19 protein-coding genes are annotated in these 17,184 nt (G+C 35.1%); 5 read left to right on the top strand and 14 right to left on the bottom strand.

Annotation, left to right across the window (positions count from 1 at the left end):
* From C7437_RS06270 to C7437_RS06280, 3 genes are read right to left on the bottom strand one after another with little or no spacing between them, the layout of a single operon-like run.
* Positions 1–1,008, bottom strand: a complete 1,008-nt coding sequence (locus tag C7437_RS06270; protein ID WP_111438761.1) for a beta-ketoacyl-[acyl-carrier-protein] synthase family protein — start codon at positions 1,006–1,008, stop codon at positions 1–3.
* On the bottom strand, positions 1,002–1,457 hold the full coding sequence (gene spoVAC, locus C7437_RS06275) for a stage V sporulation protein AC (RefSeq protein ID WP_111438762.1): 456 nt from the start codon (positions 1,455–1,457) through the stop codon (positions 1,002–1,004). Before spoVAC ends, C7437_RS06270 begins: the two co-directional genes overlap by 7 nt.
* Positions 1,457–1,846, bottom strand: coding sequence for a hypothetical protein (locus tag C7437_RS06280; RefSeq protein WP_111438763.1), 390 nt, complete (start codon positions 1,844–1,846; stop codon positions 1,457–1,459). The genes spoVAC and C7437_RS06280 overlap by 1 nt, the downstream gene beginning before the upstream one ends.
* Positions 1,847–1,979: 133 nt before the next feature.
* On the opposite strand from C7437_RS06280, the gene C7437_RS06285 reads away from it, so the two are divergent.
* Positions 1,980–2,495 (top strand): CotY/CotZ family spore coat protein, encoded by a 516-nt coding sequence (locus C7437_RS06285; protein WP_111438764.1) that lies wholly within the window; start codon positions 1,980–1,982, stop codon positions 2,493–2,495.
* Positions 2,496–2,609: 114 nt separating this feature from the next.
* Here C7437_RS06285 and C7437_RS06290 read toward each other — a convergent pair whose 3' ends face one another.
* The 6 genes from C7437_RS06290 to C7437_RS06315 form a co-directional block, all read right to left on the bottom strand.
* Positions 2,610–2,993, bottom strand: coding sequence for a hypothetical protein (locus C7437_RS06290; RefSeq protein ID WP_111438765.1), 384 nt, complete (start codon positions 2,991–2,993; stop codon positions 2,610–2,612).
* 49 nt (positions 2,994–3,042) lie between these two features.
* A complete protein-coding gene (gene mgtE, locus C7437_RS06295) occupies positions 3,043–4,383 on the bottom strand; it encodes a magnesium transporter (protein ID WP_245909235.1) in 1,341 nt (446 codons plus the stop codon).
* Between the two features lie 636 nt (positions 4,384–5,019).
* A complete protein-coding gene (locus tag C7437_RS06300; protein WP_111438767.1) occupies positions 5,020–5,928 on the bottom strand; it encodes an RluA family pseudouridine synthase in 909 nt (302 codons plus the stop codon).
* Between the two features lie 2 nt (positions 5,929–5,930).
* Positions 5,931–6,731 (bottom strand): NAD kinase, encoded by an 801-nt coding sequence (locus C7437_RS06305; protein ID WP_111438768.1) that lies wholly within the window; start codon positions 6,729–6,731, stop codon positions 5,931–5,933.
* Positions 6,728–7,408 (bottom strand): GTP diphosphokinase, encoded by a 681-nt coding sequence (gene yjbM, locus C7437_RS06310; RefSeq protein ID WP_111438769.1) that lies wholly within the window; start codon positions 7,406–7,408, stop codon positions 6,728–6,730. Before yjbM ends, C7437_RS06305 begins: the two co-directional genes overlap by 4 nt.
* Before the next feature lie 32 nt (positions 7,409–7,440).
* A complete protein-coding gene (locus tag C7437_RS06315; protein ID WP_245909215.1) occupies positions 7,441–7,887 on the bottom strand; it encodes a UPF0738 family protein in 447 nt (148 codons plus the stop codon).
* An 84-nt stretch (positions 7,888–7,971) separates the two neighbouring features.
* Here C7437_RS06315 and C7437_RS06320 point away from each other — a divergent pair, with 84 nt between their 5' ends.
* The 4 genes from C7437_RS06320 (at position 7,972) to C7437_RS06335 (ending at position 10,531) form a co-directional block, all read left to right on the top strand.
* Positions 7,972–8,547 (top strand): CYTH domain-containing protein, encoded by a 576-nt coding sequence (locus C7437_RS06320; RefSeq protein ID WP_170122328.1) that lies wholly within the window; start codon positions 7,972–7,974, stop codon positions 8,545–8,547.
* 6 nt (positions 8,548–8,553) lie between these two features.
* Positions 8,554–9,189, top strand: a complete 636-nt coding sequence (locus C7437_RS06325; RefSeq protein WP_111438772.1) for a lytic transglycosylase domain-containing protein — start codon at positions 8,554–8,556, stop codon at positions 9,187–9,189.
* A 125-nt stretch (positions 9,190–9,314) separates the two neighbouring features.
* Positions 9,315–9,713, top strand: a complete 399-nt coding sequence (locus C7437_RS06330) for a globin domain-containing protein (RefSeq protein ID WP_111438773.1) — start codon at positions 9,315–9,317, stop codon at positions 9,711–9,713.
* Positions 9,710–10,531, top strand: coding sequence for a ClpXP adapter SpxH family protein (locus C7437_RS06335; RefSeq protein WP_245909216.1), 822 nt, complete (start codon positions 9,710–9,712; stop codon positions 10,529–10,531). The genes C7437_RS06330 and C7437_RS06335 overlap by 4 nt, the downstream gene beginning before the upstream one ends.
* 658 nt (positions 10,532–11,189) lie before the next feature.
* Here the strand turns inward: C7437_RS06335 and pepF are convergent.
* From pepF to C7437_RS06360, 5 genes are all read right to left on the bottom strand, one after another.
* On the bottom strand, positions 11,190–13,010 hold the full coding sequence (pepF, locus tag C7437_RS06340) for an oligoendopeptidase F (protein ID WP_111438774.1): 1,821 nt from the start codon (positions 13,008–13,010) through the stop codon (positions 11,190–11,192).
* A gap of 50 nt (positions 13,011–13,060) precedes the next feature.
* Positions 13,061–14,206, bottom strand: coding sequence for a competence protein CoiA (locus tag C7437_RS06345; protein WP_111438775.1), 1,146 nt, complete (start codon positions 14,204–14,206; stop codon positions 13,061–13,063).
* A 91-nt stretch (positions 14,207–14,297) separates the two neighbouring features.
* Positions 14,298–14,966 carry an adaptor protein MecA gene (mecA, locus tag C7437_RS06350; RefSeq protein ID WP_111438776.1) on the bottom strand — a complete coding sequence of 223 codons (669 nt, stop codon included), beginning with the start codon at positions 14,964–14,966 and terminating at the stop codon, positions 14,298–14,300.
* 245 nt (positions 14,967–15,211) lie between these two features.
* On the bottom strand, positions 15,212–16,132 hold the full coding sequence (locus C7437_RS06355) for an ABC transporter ATP-binding protein (RefSeq protein ID WP_111438777.1): 921 nt from the start codon (positions 16,130–16,132) through the stop codon (positions 15,212–15,214).
* On the bottom strand, positions 16,125–17,180 hold the full coding sequence (locus tag C7437_RS06360) for an ABC transporter ATP-binding protein (RefSeq protein ID WP_111438778.1): 1,056 nt from the start codon (positions 17,178–17,180) through the stop codon (positions 16,125–16,127). The genes C7437_RS06355 and C7437_RS06360 overlap by 8 nt, the downstream gene beginning before the upstream one ends.
* Between the last annotated feature and the right edge of the window lie 4 nt (positions 17,181–17,184).

A 17,184-nucleotide genomic window follows, 5' to 3' on the forward strand; every position in this document is an offset into this window, starting at 1 on the left:
TTAATTCCTCTTTTCCATACGGCATTCAATGGCATGTGCTATACAAGGAATCGTTTCACCCTGCTGAAATGTTAGTGGGGATAATAACGCCCCAGTTGCAACAAGTAACACTCTTTTGAACGTCCCGTTTTGTAATTGATTATAAATATGACTTAAAAATACCGCGGCCGAACAACCAGCTCCACTAGCACCAGCGTTAAAAAATGTATCCTCGCCATAAAATTGTGCTCCTGCATCTTGTAAAATGACGTGACAATCCTCATCTGTAAACATGTCTTTTAAAATATTTAATCCGATTTTCCCTAAATCACCAGTCATAATAACATCAAAATCTGACATCTTACTATTTGTATTGGTTAAATGGCGCTCAATAGTATCTCTAGCTGCAGGTGCCATTGCAGCTCCCATATGAAAAGGGTTTGTTTGTTTGCCATCCACAACTCTTCCAATAGTTCCATGTGTTATAATGGGTGCATTTTTTACTTGTTTCTGCAATAAAGCAAATCCCGCGGCTGTTACAGTCCATTGCGCAGTTTTTGGTTTTTGTGCACCATACTCCAATGGATACCTAAACTGTCTTTCCACAGCTGGGTGATGACTAGAGGCTCCCGCCAATATTGAACTTGCCTTACCAGACTCTAATAAAAGACTCCCTATTATTAGTGATTCTACAGAACTTGCACAAGCAGAAAATACACCTAAGTAAGGAATGTTTAATTTTCTTGCAGCAAAATTAGTTGGTGACAGCTGATTTATTAAGTCACCTCCTATAAATACATCTATGTTTTCCATTTTCTCATGGCCTTTTTTTACAGTTATTGCGCATGCCTTTTCGATAAATCTAGTATTCGCTTCTTCATACGATTCATTTTTTTCTTTTTCTACTAGGAGAATTTCATCGAATGCCGAAGCAAATGGACTGTCTTTTTCCATAGGTCCTACAGTAACTCCTGTACTGGAAATACTTGGTTTTTCCGTAAATTGAATAGTTCCATTTGCTTTCACCATGAAACTACACCTATTTTCACTAATATTGTTTTAATGAGTGCTACAAAAAAAGCAGATAGGACACCGAATACAATGACAGAGCCTGCTAATTTAAACATATTCCCTCCTACTCCTAGCACATAGCCTTCTGTTTTATGTTCGATTGCCGCTGAGACGACTGAGTTACCAAAACCAGTAATAGGAACCGCAGAACCAGCTCCAGCAAACTGAGAAATCTTTTTATAGTAACCAAAACCAGTTAATAACATTGCGATGAATACCAACGTTGCAGCTGTCGGGTTTGCAGCGGTTCTCTCGGTAAAAGAGAAAAAACGAATATAAAAGAAAATAATCAGTTGTCCAATAGTACAAATAATACCCCCTACTAAAAATGCTTTTAACATATTCGTAAACATAGGTGTTTTAGGGTTTTGTTTTTCTACAATATCTTCAAATTGTTTTTGATCCATTATGTCTCCTCCTTTGAAAGGGCTAATATTTTTTCAATCGACTTGGTTAGTTCTTTAGATTCATGCTCTTTCTCTATTATTTTTTCAATTTCCCATTTAATTTTTAAATCGTCTATTACGATTACTTTTTTATTTGGATATTCATTTTCTAATTCTTTTTTTATATTTTCTTCAATTTTCACTTTACTAAATCGTTTCATAGTAGGTATTTCAATGGAAACAAGTAGGGTGTTATTGTCCATTAAACTTTTGTATCCAATTATAGAATCTTGTTTATCTAAAATCTTTTCTAACTCTAAATCATCCGATGGGTACACAACTCGTTCCGGTGCATCTGAGCAAGCACCCAACGTTAAAAATAGCAAAATTACGATCCATTTATTTTTCATCGATTTGTTTTCCCCTTTTCGAGTTAGTATGAACTTTTGCATTTTAAATATGCAAAACCATTTGAGATATTTGCCCTAGTCAAAATAAATACGTGACATAAATTAGAAAGAGATGAAAAGGAGGTGAAAAATAATGGGGTGTGGAAGAATTGAAGATATTACGCATAGTAAAAAAGAAGATCAGTGTATTTGTGATGTAGTCCGTGCGATTAAAGATATTCAAGATCAAGCTGTGTCAGATGAGTGTCCAGCATGTCCAACTAACTGTTTCTTAGAACCACTTGGAGGTCTAGTAAGTCCTTCTCGAAACAGAGCGGATACACGAGTATTTATGCTTTTAACTAAAGATGGAACACCGTTTAAAGCGTTCTTTAGAGATAATGATGTATGTGATCATGATTGTGTTTCCGTATTTTTCAGAGTAGAGGATATTTTTGACGGATGTTGTGCAACATTACGTGTATTAGAACCTCTTGATGCTCACAGAAAAGAAGTTGACCTATTAAATGAAGATGGAACAAAAATCAATTTACGTAAACTTTGCAAAGTTCGAAACTTTGATTCAACAGGTAGCTGTATTACAGTTGACTTAAACTGTTTCTGTGCAATTGAATGTGTAGCTGATGTATTTTTAGATGTATGTGAATGATCGTTTCCACCTTGCAGTGTCTATTCCGTTCGGGATGATCCCGAACGGTTTTTATCTTTTTTAAAAAATAGATGAAAGAAGGGCATCCTATTAAAATAGGATGCCCTTCTTTTTTTACTTCATAAGATTTCCTCGCCAAAATATTTTTTCCACTTGGTTTACTGGGTACGTTACATGTTCGTCTGATGCTACCAAGAATGTAACTTGGTCGTTATTAACTGTTTCTATTTCACCTTGTAAGCGCACACCATTCTCAAGGTGAAATACAAGTGGACGATACACTTTCCGTTGAAAGGGTTTAGATAGGAAATATAGTTTTTCTAAAAGACCTAGTGAATACTCCCCGCTATTAGTAGACGGCTTTTCATAAATCGACGTACTTTCATCCTGGAGTACTTCATGTACCATTTCTTCTATCTCAAACTTTCGTTCCTTTTTTGGCAAATGAAAAACGGGAGGTCCATTTATAAAGAGTAAAGGATCATTAAAAGAATTCATAAACACATCCTTTTTACTTTATTTTATGCACACTCCTTTTTAATTGTGATTATAGGGAAGATATAAAGAATGTAGCAAGGCCTAAGTATATTAAAATACTAACTAAGTCATTAATAGTCGTTATGAATGGTCCAGATGCAACTGCAGGATCGATTTTCATTCGATGAAATAGTAAAGGGATAAAGGATCCACCAAGCGTAGCAACAAAAATAGAACCAAAAATGGCTGCTCCTACTAATAAGCCTATTACTACATCATGTTTCCAAAAGAAAATAATGCCAACCACTACTATTCCACAAATAAGACCCGTTATTAGTCCAGTACCAGCCTCACGAAACAATAATTTCATTTTACTTTGCTTTTCAATATCACCCGTTGCAATTCCTCGAACTGCTACGGCTAATGCCTGTGTACCACTATTTCCTGCCATTCCAGCTATAAGAGGGATAAATACAGCTAGTAAAGCTACTTTATCTAACGTTTGTTCAAAAATACTCATTAAATTAGCGGTCAACATTCCTAGAAATAACAAAATGACTAACCAAGGTAATCTCTTTTTAGCAGCCTGTAATGACCCTTTATCAAAAGTATCCATATGGGAAACAGCTGCAAGTTTAGAATAGTCATCGGAAGCTTCTTCATCTAAGACATCAATAATATCATCCACTGTTATAATACCTAATAGATGAAATTCAAAGTCGACAACAGGCACTGCTAAGAAATTATAATCCTTTATTTTACGAGCAACTTCTTCTTGATCTTCACTTACAATGACACTTACTACACGTTCATTCATAATTTCCTTTATCACTGTCTCTTCATCAGCGATGATTAAATCACGTAATGAAACGACTCCTGTGAGAACATGCGATTCATTTACCACGAATAAGTAATAAATTGTTTCTGCATTCGGTGCTTCCCTCCGGAGTATCTTCATTGCCGATCTACATGAAGTTGTTTCTGGAATTGAAACGTATTCAGTTGTCATAATTGATCCAGCAGTGTATTCATCATAGTGTAAGAGATCTTTTATTTCCTGTGCTGATTCCTTATCCATAAGTATTAAATAACTAGCAACTTGTTCTTTTCCTAGTTCGTTTAAAACGTCCACTGCATTGTCGGCATACATACAGGATAGCATGTCAGCAGCATAAGATATTTCCATTTCCTTTAAGTAAAATTCATACGTTTCGTCATCAAACTTTGTCGCTTCAAATATTCCCGCCATTTCCTTAGGAGAGAGATAGTGAAAGATTTTTCTCCTTATATCTGGCTCCACCTTTTCAAAAAACATTGCTTGGTCATATGGGTGAAGTTGCATAAATTCATCTCTGAATTGATCTATTGAATCATTCGTCAAAAACTCTATTAAATTAGTATCGTCTAACAACGTTTGGTCAAATTCTTCTTTCACGTAATTCCCTCCTCTCTGCGGTTACCTTTATTATTGTATTGGGTTCATGCTAATTAAGCAACCGACTATATAAAAGCTTTACATGGTTGTCACATTCTTGTTATTCCCCAGGAAATAACACGAAAGAAAGCAACATATTCACGCAAAAAACATGCCATGAACACTTGGCTCATGGCATTTACATATAATTTTGGTTCTTTGTCAAATGACATTAGTAAAGAATTTTAGGGTTATAATTTATTTTTATATTTATCACGGGACTGTCCAGAAAGTCAGTAAAACTGATTTTTTACGGCAGTCTTTTTTTCTATATCTATTTGAACTTATGTTTCCTATATTCACTTTGCTGATTTTCGTTACGAGCGGCGACTCCAGTGGGATTAGCGTGACAGGTGAGACTCCACAGGAGCGCGGTTTTCGCGACGAGGAGGCTCACCGCACGCCCCACGGAAAGCGTCCGCTCGTAACGAAAATCAGCGCGGATCAGGATTTTTTAATTTCATAAATATTGATAAAAAATGACATTAGTGAAAGCTCATCCCTTTCTCCTGTTCGATTGAGAAGTGGATTTTATTTCACCAACGTCATATAGTGTACAACCATACTTTTCTTTCATCTCATCAAATTTACTATTTCTTCCATATCTTTCGGAAATGGAGCAATTATATACATATCTTCATTAAAAAAAGGATGTTGTAGCCTTAGTTCTTTTGCGTGTAAAGCTTGTCTATCTATTAACTCGAGACTACCACCATATAAATCATCACCAATCAGCGGATGACCAACTGACATCATATGAACCCGAATTTGGTGAGTACGTCCCGTGTGCAAACGCAATTTAACGTGAGTTACATTATGTCCCTGCAATGTGAATCTTTTAAGAACTTGTACAGAAGTCCGAGCTTGTTTTCCATCTTCGGAAATAATTCGTTCAATGATGCTATCATTTTTTCTACCTATTGGTGCATCAATTGAAAAAGAATCTTCTTTTACAAATCCATGTACAATGGCTTCATATGTTCGAAAAATCGAACCTGCTTTTTGCATTTCACTCAGAAGATGGTGGGCATGCCTATGCTTCGCAATACAAATTAAGCCAGATGTATCCTTGTCGAGCCTAGTCACGATGTGCACAGTAGAAGTTAATTCTTTTTTAGTTAAATAACCCGCTACAAAGTTAGCTAATGTACCATTTGGATGTTCCCTTGATGGAATCGTACTTATCCCTGCATCTTTTGAGAGCATAAGAATATGCTCATCCTCATAGAGGATAGGAAAGTCTCTATTTTCAGGTATTAAGCCCTCACTCATTTTTTCTTTCGGAAAAACAAGTTGAATGGTATCACCTTTTTCAAGTAAATGGCGTACTGTTTTTTCTTCCCCGTTCACGAGAATTTGGCCACCATCATACTTAATACTTGTTAAGGCTTTTTTAGAAATACCATGTTCTTTGATCGCATCCCGCAAAAGGATATTCTGCTCTTTCACTTCAAAAGAAAGGGATATTTGATTGTTCGTCATACTTATAAATCACTATCGATGAACGAATCATGAACTCGTTGCCAAAATGGAAATGCTTTAAACCTTGCAAAACGGATCTTTTCATCTGCCACACGATACATAATGGACTGAACATCTTTATGCAATAGTTGCAAATGATCTACTGTTACCATGAAATCCGGACCTTTTACCGGTCTCAACAAACAAGAGTGGTGATTGGGTAATATTAACGGAGATCCAACTGTACGGAATACACGATTGTTAATAGAGGCTATTTCTGCAAGTTGCATCACTTCTAGAGATGGATGAATAATTGCCCCACCTAGTGCTTTGTTATATGCAGTACTACCTGAAGGCGTAGACATGCATAAGCCGTCTCCTCTAAAGCGTTCAAAGAGTTTACCATTCAGCTCTACGTCCATAACTAATGTAACATCTGGTGATTTAATCGTAGATTCATTTACTGCTAAATAAGAAGTGCTTTCTTCACTATTTTGATAGTTAATAGTAACTTCAAGTAAAGGATATTCAATTACATTGAACTCTTTTTTAGACATGGCAATAACTAACTTCTCAATTTCTGATGGTTTCCAATCTGCATAAAAACCTAAGTGTCCTGTATGAATACCTACAAATGCAACTGTAGATGAAAGGTGCTTATACTTATGAAATGCATGTAACATCGTTCCATCTCCACCAATGGATAAGACAATCTCCGGGTTCTCTTCGTCATAAACAAGTCCAAAATCAATTAAATATGTTTTAGCTTTTTCCATTAATTCATTGGATAGATCGTCATTTCGAGACTGTATGGAAAATTTCATCGGCTACGATCCCTCTCTTCTTTGTGGTTTTCATGGATTATTGGCGTAGATAATTCTTTGTTTTCACTAAAGTATTTTTGCGCTTCCTGTATTTCACCTCGAATTAAGGACATCTCTTCATCTAAACGAAAAGCTGCTTCTGCTGCATATTGCAATCTTTTCCTTATTTCTTCGGGGAAAACCCCTTTATATTTATAATTAAGGGAATGCTCAATTGATGCCCAAAAATTCATTGCGAGGGTCCGTATTTGTATTTCTGCGAGCAATGAAATTTCCCCGTGAATCGTTTGAACTGGATATTCAATAATTATATGGTAGGACCTGTACCCACTTTGTTTTTTGTTCGAAATATAGTCTCTTTCTTCTATTATCTTTAAATCCTTCCTAGCTCGTAAGATTATTACAACGGTTTCTATGTCATCCACAAACTGACACATCATCCGTAAACCTGCTATATCAGGAATTTCTTTTGCGAGTGTTTCAGAAGGTTCAAATACGATCCCTTTTTCTAACGACTTGTCATATATACTAGCTAAGGGCTTAACTCGACCTGTAACAAATTCAATCGGTGAATTCGTATTTTCTATTTCAAATTGCGTGCGCATTCCTTTTAGCTTTACTTTCAGCTCAGATACAGCTTGTTTATAAGGCTCTAAAAATTGTTCCCATTGACCCATGTGTTTAACCTCCACTTCACATAGAGCTTATCTTATGCGTTTAGAATATCACTAAATGCATTTTCTACTGCAGCCGAAAATTCTTCCCCGTAGTTATGATTTCCCTCAATATTAAATATGAGCATTTCTAGTTCATCTTTAAATTTGTGTAAAGTTAACACATCATCACCAAATTGTAATTTAGGATTTCCCTCAGCTTTTAAAGTATTTACCAATAAAGGCCAAACATCTCGTCCAAACTTCACATAATGGAAGCCGATTTGATCTTCTAGGAGATAAACAAACGCAAATGAATCGGAATCCGTAATCATTTGTCCTCCTGCTTTTATTTGATTATTCATTGGATTCTCTTCTAACGTGAAACGAATATCATTTTCTAATTGAACTCCACTTTTTACTGTATATGTAGTAGGCATAATAAATCTATCCTTTCTTTCTTTCTTTCTTTCCATTCTTTCCATTCTTTCCATTCTTTCCATTCTTTCCATTCTTCCACTATTTTATCATATTGAAACTAATTGCAAACGGTCTATAATAGAAATAATAAGAAAGGTCGTGTAATTTTGCATAAAGAACAGGAAATCGAGTTTAAAAACTTGCTGACAAAAGAGGAATTTGACCATTTATTAGCGCAATTTCATGTAGATCAAACACATTTTTATTCGCAAACAAACTATTATTATGACACACCAGACAATTATTTCAAAAACAACAAAATGGGCTTCCGTTTACGTGTATTAAACACGCATAATGAGCTTACATTAAAGGCTCCTGTTCAAAAACATGTGATGGAAGAAACAACCCTCACTGTATCAAATGCAGAGCGAGATAATATAATTCAGCATAATCATTTTCCAATTGTTCCTTTTTTAGAAACAATTAAAGATAAAGATTTATTAGCCTGCTTGGGAAGCATACAAACAAATCGCGCTCAAATTTCATATCAAAATGGAATTCTATTTTTCGATCACTCTATTTATAGTCAGGTAGAGGATTTTGAGATAGAATATGAAAGTAAAGATATCGAAAATGGAGAAAAAATCTTCCTGCAATTATTAGAAACTTATCAAATTCCAATAAGAAATACCGATAAAAAAATTGCTCGTCTTATGAATGTACTCAATTCATTGAAAGGTTGATTACACATGGATATTCAATCCTTAAAAATATTGATGGATATAAATGCAATGCAAACACTAGGTAGCGTACAAAGTTCTCAAGATACTAATACTTCTTCTCTGTTTTCAGAGCTCTTAGGAGAAGTGCTTCAAAATACTGAGAAAACAAAATCAGGCAATACTATTTCACCATTACTATACAATGGCACTTCTGATATATATATGCCTACTAATCCATCTATACAAAACGAAGCACAAGCAACCCCTACATCGAGGGGGCCTATCTCCTCTAATTATGAAGATATCATTAAAAAAGCAGCAGAAAAATATAATTTACCAGAGAAACTGATTTCCTCTGTTATTAAACAAGAGTCTAATTTTGATGCAGCCGCTATAAGTTCTGCTGGAGCAACGGGTTTAATGCAACTAATGCCCGGTACTGCCAAATATTTAGGCGTAACAAATTCACTAGACCCCGAACAAAATATTATGGGTGGGGCAAAGTATTTAAGCAAAATGCTTAGTCAATTTAACGGAAACATTGAAACAGCTCTTGCCGCTTATAATGCTGGGCCAGGTACAGTGAATAGATATGCTGGAATTCCACCGTATAAAGAAACCCAAAATTACGTTCGAAAAGTCATGAATTACTACCAATCTTAAGGGAAAACGACTATTTCAATAGTCGTTTTTTTCTTTCTTCCAAAATCTGTGATAATCTAATTGTTTGAGATATTCGCATTGGATTGGTAGAATGAAGATAGAGTTAGAGCAAAGGAGTAATGAACATGACACAGACACCCATACTTCCTTACGATGAAATAGGAGCGGAGAAATTATCCGAGCTTGTTGATGCATTTTATAGCAACGTCGCACAACATCCAAAGCTAAAACCAATATTTCCAGATGACTTGACTGAAACTGCTAGAAAACAAAAGCAATTCTTAACACAATATTTAGGTGGCCCCAACTTGTATACAGAAGAACACGGACATCCAATGATGAAAATGCGTCATAACGCTTTCCCAATTACACCTGAACGAAAAGATGCATGGTTAGCATGCATGAGTGATGCAATGGACAAAACTGGTCTTGAAGGAAAGTTTCGTCATGATTTATACAGAAGACTTGTTCTTACTGCCAACCACATGGTCAATCAACAAAGTCATGAGGAGGAAAAAACGTGACAAGATTACTGATTCCGGCTGAACCAATTGCTATTCCCACTATTAATAAGCCAATAGAAATGTATGTTTTTCTTGATCCACTTTGTTCAACTTGTTGGGAGTTGCAACCAATCATTCGGAAATTGCAAGTTGAATACGATCAGTATTTTACAATTCGTACTGTTCTCAGTACACAGATTAACAATTTAAATATTTTTTGTAAAAAGCCATTAGATTCTATAAATAACAATGAAATAGACCTTCAAAACATGGAGCACCCTGTTCTACCTTCCATTGCAGTAAAAGCTGCAGAGTTCCAAGGAAAACGTGCTGCCCATCGTTTTTTTAATAAAATACAAGAACATCTTTTTTTAAAAACAAAAAATGTTTTATCTTATTCTGTACTTCAAGATTTAGCTAAAGAGATTAATATTGATGTGGATGAGTTTAATAGAGACTTTCAATCAAAAGAATGTGCACGATCTTTTCAAAGTGATTTATCTATCACTTGCGAAATGGAAGTAACGGATTTCCCAAGTATCGTTTTCTTTAATGAAAATATTGAAGATGAAGGAATTAAGATTTCTGGCATTTATCCATATGAAATTTATGTACAGATTTTACAAGAAATGCTTCATGATGAACCCGAAAAGAAAGAACCACCTACTCTTGAGAAACTTTTTGCACGTTTCTATTCATTAACTACCGATGAAATTGCTGGCTATTATAATATTCCAGTGCAAAAAGCAGAACGAGAGATGAAAAAGCGTTTATTACTTCAAGAAGTTGAAAGATTAATACTTCCTGATACTGTTATATGGCGTTCAAAAAAACAATAATATAATATATAAGCTACCCAATTATTAAACTGGGTAGCTTTTTCTTGGTTATTTATCAAATGACGTTGGTGAAAAAATTTAGTCGGCTATAATTGATTTTTTTATTTATTTGTCACGGGACTGTCTAGAAAGTCAGTACAACTGATTTTCTGGCATTTTTTATTTAGCTTTTCAAGTCTTGTTTACTATATCTATTTGAACTTACGTTTCCAATATTCACTTTGCTGATTTTCGTTACGAGCGGCGACTCCAGTGGGATTAGCGTGACAGGTGAGACCCCACAGGAGCGCGGTTTTCGCGACGAGGAGGCTCACCGCACGCCCCACGGAAAGCGTCCGCTCGTAACGAAAATCAGCGTGGATCAGGTTTTTTTAAATTTCAAAGATATTGATAAACAGAAAAAAACCCTTTCCTCCAATTGAGGTAAGGGTTTTTTCATTTACAAAGGGGATGGGAGAAATGTTCACGTTCAAACAAAGGGGTGTATGTTTTATTGTGATTTATTTCACACTCTTAATTTATCACGATTAAAAGGTAAATGCAATAAATTAACTCTACTTTCACAAATTCGTCATACATTAGACGTCTACCCTTTGAGAGAAGCGAAAAGACCTCGTTCTTCTACAATTTTTTTCATGCAGTATGGAAAAGCAACTGTTTATTCTGCTAGTAACAATTGCTCTAATTCATTTAATTTCTCTTCAAATACTCGACAAGCTTCTTCAATTGGAGCAGCGGTATTCATATCGACACCCGCTTTTTTCAATACTTCAATTGGATAATCCGAACAGCCAGCTTTTAAGAATTCGTTTATATAACGGTCTACAGCAGGTTTTCCTTCTGTCAAAATTTGATTACTTAAAGCTGTTGCAGCACTCAAACCTGTTGCATATTGATACACGTAATAATTGTAATAGAAATGAGGAATTCGTGCCCATTCTAATCCAATTTGTTCATCAATTACAATTTCATCACCGAAGTATTTTTTGTTTAGCTCATAATATACTTCTGTTAGCTTATCTGCTGTCAATGCTTCCCCATCTTGATCTAACTGATGAATGATGTGCTCAAATTCTGCAAACATCGTTTGACGGAATACTGTACCACGGAAACCTTCTAACCAATGATTTAATAAATAAATACGTTTTTTAGGATCTTCAATTGTTTTTAATAAATAATCATTTAATAATGATTCGTTCGTAGTAGAAGCAACTTCCGCAACGAATATTGAATAATCACCGTAAACATAAGGCTGATTTGCACGAGTGTAATAACTATGAATACTATGACCAAATTCATGAACTAAAGTAAATAAGTTGTTCACGTTATTTTGCCAGTTCATCAAGACATATGGATTGGTACCATACGTTCCAGAAGAATAAGCTCCAGAGCGCTTTCCTTTTGTTTCTACAACATCTACCCAGCGGCTTTCTAAACCTTTTTTAACGATAGAAACATATTCTTCCCCGAGAGGAGCGAAACTTTTAAGCATTGTATCACATGCTTCTTCATACGTATATTCCATATCTAGCTCTTTTACTAGTGGTGTGTATAAATCCCACATATGAAGCTCTTCTAAACCAAGCACTTTTTTACGAAGTCCTACATATTTGTGAAGAAGGTGGAGATTTTTATTAATCGTTTCAACTAAATTATCATATACGCTTTCCGGAATATGATTTCCAGACATGGCAGATTCACGTGCAGTCGCATAATTTCTAATTTTCGCGTTTACATTGTCGCCTTTTACATTACCAGTTAACGTAGAGGCAAATGTATTACGGAACTTGCCATATGTGTCATACATAGCTGTAAATGCATCTTTACGTACACGTCCATCTCCGCTTTCTAAAAAGCGAGAAAATCGGCCATGTGTAAGCTGTACTTCATTTCCATCTTCATCTTTAATAAATGGAAATTCAAGATCTGCATTATTTAGTTTTCCAAAAGTATCAGATGAAGCTCCTGCTACTTCCGAGAATTGTGCTAGTAAAGCTTCTTGTTCTTTCGATAACACATGAGGACGTTCTGTATTAATTTCTTCTAATAATTGACTGTAAATTTTCAAATCTTCATTTTCGTTCAAATAACTAGAAATGGTAGCTTCATCTAAGGATAATATTTCTGGAATTAGAAATGATAATTCCGTAGAAACTTTCACATAAAGCGATTTAATACGACTGTCCATTGCTTGATACGTACTGTTTGCTGTATCTTGATCATGTCGCATATGCGCATACGTGTATAGCTTACGTAAACGACCTGTAAGCTCATCGCGATAAGTTAGGACTTCCAGTAAAGCGCCCGAACCATTTCCTAGCGTCCCTTGGAATGAGGATGCCTTTTCAGATAATGTAGCAACATCTTTAAATTCACTTTCCCATATGTCATTAGAAGCAAAAATATCTTCTAATTTCCACGTTAAATGTTCTGCTACTTCTTCACGAGTCAAAATCTTATTGTTTGTTTCTGTTGACAAGATGAACTCCCCTTCCAGTTGTTTCGAAATTCGAATCACTTCTTATTTTCTCAATACTCTGCTCCCTTTGCAAGGAATTCACTATACAAGTACGTATTCATTTTGGGTAGATCTATGGTGGATAACCAGATAGCATCTTCTTCTCGTATAACACATTTTTTTAATAATTTGATATAGAGTGTTACTGCCTTTACTTTCTCTTTTATTCTCTCTCCACCATACGACCTTACATATAAAAATGATTCACAATGCTTTTTAGATACTTGATTAATCGATACTTTCATCGTATATAAATAATCTAATAATGCAATCTGCCATTCTACTGCATGGACTTGAAAAGCTTCGGCGAAAGGCGTCGGTATCCCGATAAACAGTGGGGTGTGCTTAGGATGCATTTGCCATCTATAACAAATTCGTAGAAATGGTGATTGTACGCCGAATTTATTGTAATGATACAAGTTTGATAGATGTTTTACTCTTTCTTCTTTATAAATGTTTAAGTACGATTGGAATTCATAAAAAGCTATTGATTTTACTACCGCAAAAGGCCAGGTTTGTTTTTCTATGTCTAATTTTTTTACTTTAACGATATAGGTGTTTGCTCGTATATGAAGCGGATTACTAATATAGTAGAATTTTTTTGTTTGGGGGCAATATGTTAGAATCATTTTTCCATATTTAGGATGTACGGTGAAAAAGTTCTGACGAAATGCAGATAGTTGCATTTTGCCAATTTCCCTTGTTGGAAACTCATTAAGCGTTGGGGATTTTAGTAACCAGATCGGGGTAATCTGGTTGTTTACATAGCCTTTTGTTCGATTTAACATGAGAAAGCTAGATATATTACTGCACTGAAATTCAATGGCATATGGGATTCCATTACTTTGAACCAAAATATCTGGTCTTTGCTTTATCTCGGGTAAAAATGATTCGAGCTCACATTCTAAAAGCTTCTGTTGAAAAAAAGTGAACAGTTGTAGTTTTCCATTCAAATGATCTTCCGTCTCTCCTTCTGAAAAAGAATGAGAACAGGATGAATTTTTTTGATGTGCAAAATGTGGAATTAATATGGATCCAATTTTTAAAATGACTTTTTCTTTGCATTGCATACAAAGAAAACTGTGCTGCTCCCGAAGTTGATGTAGATCATGCTTAGGGACTTGGGCCGGAATGATAACTTCTCCTTCATTGGTCATGGCAGTTAGAATATATATGCACCTCCTCCTTTAAATGTACGAATTTTCAGATAGAAATGCAAGTAAAAAAAACCTTCTTGTTACAGAAGGTTTAAAAGAAATTATTTAACTCATTGAAAACATTCTTTGAAATTATTTCTTTACCATACTCTTGTATCACATGAATAGTAGTGGGTGACTTTGTTGCATATTCTGCGATAATACTAGAAATATTTAATATATTTACTAATTCATTAGCTTCATTAATGTAACGTATATACAAATAGTACTTATCATTGTAATGGTGTAGAGATGATAGAATACTATAGTTCACCATTTTTTTAGCAAGTGGTAAAATATCATCAAAGTTTGCAAATTCATATACATATTCTGAAGGTATTTCCTCAAAATCCTCAAAGAAACCAGCTAAATCATCATATTCATGCGTCTCGATTGAACTAGAAGCACCGTTTTTAAAATTTTGTTTTGAGCGTTCATGCATATCAAATAAGGAATTCGATGATGAATTATCTTTAGTCAAGTGAGTCTTGGTAACAATTACTTCTAGACCTTTTTCCATAGCATGGACTTGTATCCACAATGGACCTTCTAGATCTTCGAAATCATCCTCATCATTTACTTCATCCATCATTTCCCAAAATAACTGCTCGCTCTTATCTTTATTAAACCAAATTTCATCGCGGCTGAAGCCTCTTTCTTCAATGTCGATGTATGAAATGTATACTTTGAAAGTGTTCTCATTGATACGCTCGATATCCATTTAACACATCTCCTTTCGCTTCTTACCGTTTCAATAATGCAGTGTCTACCTCTATTGTATGTCGTTTCACAAAAAAAGAAAAGGATTCCTACTCACCTTTTCAATCTATTAATGAATTATATGCATTATAAAAAAAAATAATAATTTAAGCAAGCTAATTATACTTTTGTATAAGAAAAGCGCAAGCAAAAAAACTGTCCAAATGTCACTTATATGACCTTGGACAGCCTTTACTTAGAGGATTACTATATAGAAGTATTATTCATCCACTTTTGAAAAGATTTCTCTGTTCCATATACAAAATGTTTATCATTTACTGGATGGAAACTAGCTGTTTCATCTTGCTCTTCATGTGTATATGGAATTCTTGTTCTTTTTGTTTCAGAAATAGGATCAGGAAGTGGAATAGCAGACAATAGTGATTTTGTATATGGATGTACAGGGGAATTGTAAATATCATCTGCAGGTCCCACTTCAACAATTTTGCCACTATACATTACAGCAATGCGATCACTAATATACTTAACCATTGATAAATCATGCGCGATAAATAAATAGGTTAATCCACGATCTTTTTGTATCTGTTTTAATAAATTAACTACTTGTGCTTGAATTGACACGTCAAGAGCAGAAATTGGTTCGTCCGCAATAATAAAACTAGGATCTAAACTAAGAGCACGGGCAATTCCTATGCGCTGACGTTGACCACCTGAGAATTCGTGAGCATAACGATTGGCATGTTCTTTATTTAACCCAACTGCTTCGAGCAAAGAAGTAATTTTTTCTTGTCGTTCTTTTTTATTTTTATATAGCCCATGGATTATAAAGCCCTCAGCGATAATCTCACCAGCAGTCATCCGTGGATTTAAAGACGCATAAGGATCTTGGAAAATCATTTGCATTTCACGGTTAAATTTCTTTAAATCTTTGCCTGATTTTTTATCATGAACATTTTCACCATTAAAGAGAACTTCTCCACCGGTAATATCATAAAGGCGGATAATAGAACGCCCAGTTGTTGATTTTCCACAACCAGATTCCCCAACTAAACCAAGTGTTTCTCCTTCATAAATATCGAAACTAATACCGTCAACGGCTTTTATCGGATTACTCGGAGACCCAAAATATTGCTTTAAATTTTTTATTTCTACTAGTTTTTTAGCCATTTACTTGATCCTCCTTCGCTAAGAAACCTTCAATACGTCTAGCAACTGCATCAGGAATTGGAATTTCAGGTGCATCCGGGTGAAGTAACCAAGTTTTAGCGAAATGAGTTTCACTTACTTGAAACATCGGTGGTTCTTTTTCATAATCTATTGCCATAGCAAACTCATTACGTGGTGCAAAAGCATCTCCTTTTGGAGGATGTATTAAATCTGGTGGAGATCCTGGAATCGTACGCAATAGCTCATCTGATTTGTTATCCAAGTCTGGCATTGATCCTAATAATCCCCAAGTATATGGATGCTTCGGATTGTAAAATATTTCATTTACTGTGCCATATTCCACAATTTGTCCTGCATACATGACAGCTACTCGATCAGCAATATTTGCAACTACACCTAAATCATGAGTGATAAATATGATCGATGTATTGCTCTTTTTCTGAATTTCCTTCATTAGTTCTAATATTTGAGCTTGAATCGTTACATCAAGTGCAGTTGTTGGTTCATCTGCTATTAATAACTTTGGATCTGCTGCTAAAGCAATTGCGATAACCACACGTTGTCGCATTCCACCTGAAAATTCATGTGGATATTGATTGTATCGTTTTTCTGGCATCGGAATACCGACTTGTGTTAGAAGTTCAATCGCACGGTTTTTCGCATCTGAACGGGTTACTTTTTTATGTTTTAAGATTACTTCAGTAATTTGACGTCCAATCTTCATTGTCGGGTTTAGAGAAGTCATCGGGTCTTGGAAGATCATCGCAATATCATTTCCCCGGACTTTGGTCATTTCCTTGTCTGATAAAGGAATAAGATCACGCCCGTTAAAAAGGATTTCCCCAGATTCATAAATGCCGGGAGGTTGTGGAATTAGCTTCATCAATGCATTACTTGTTACACTTTTTCCAGATCCAGACTCTCCAACAATTGCAAGTGTTTCTCCAACATTTAACTCAAAATTCACTCCACGTACCGCTTGTACAATACCTGCATATGTCTTAAAGTTAATTTTTAAATCTTTTACTTTTAATATTGTTTCACTCATTCTC

Source organism: Psychrobacillus insolitus (assembly GCF_003254155.1).
Lineage (GTDB): Bacteria > Bacillota > Bacilli > Bacillales_A > Planococcaceae > Psychrobacillus > Psychrobacillus insolitus.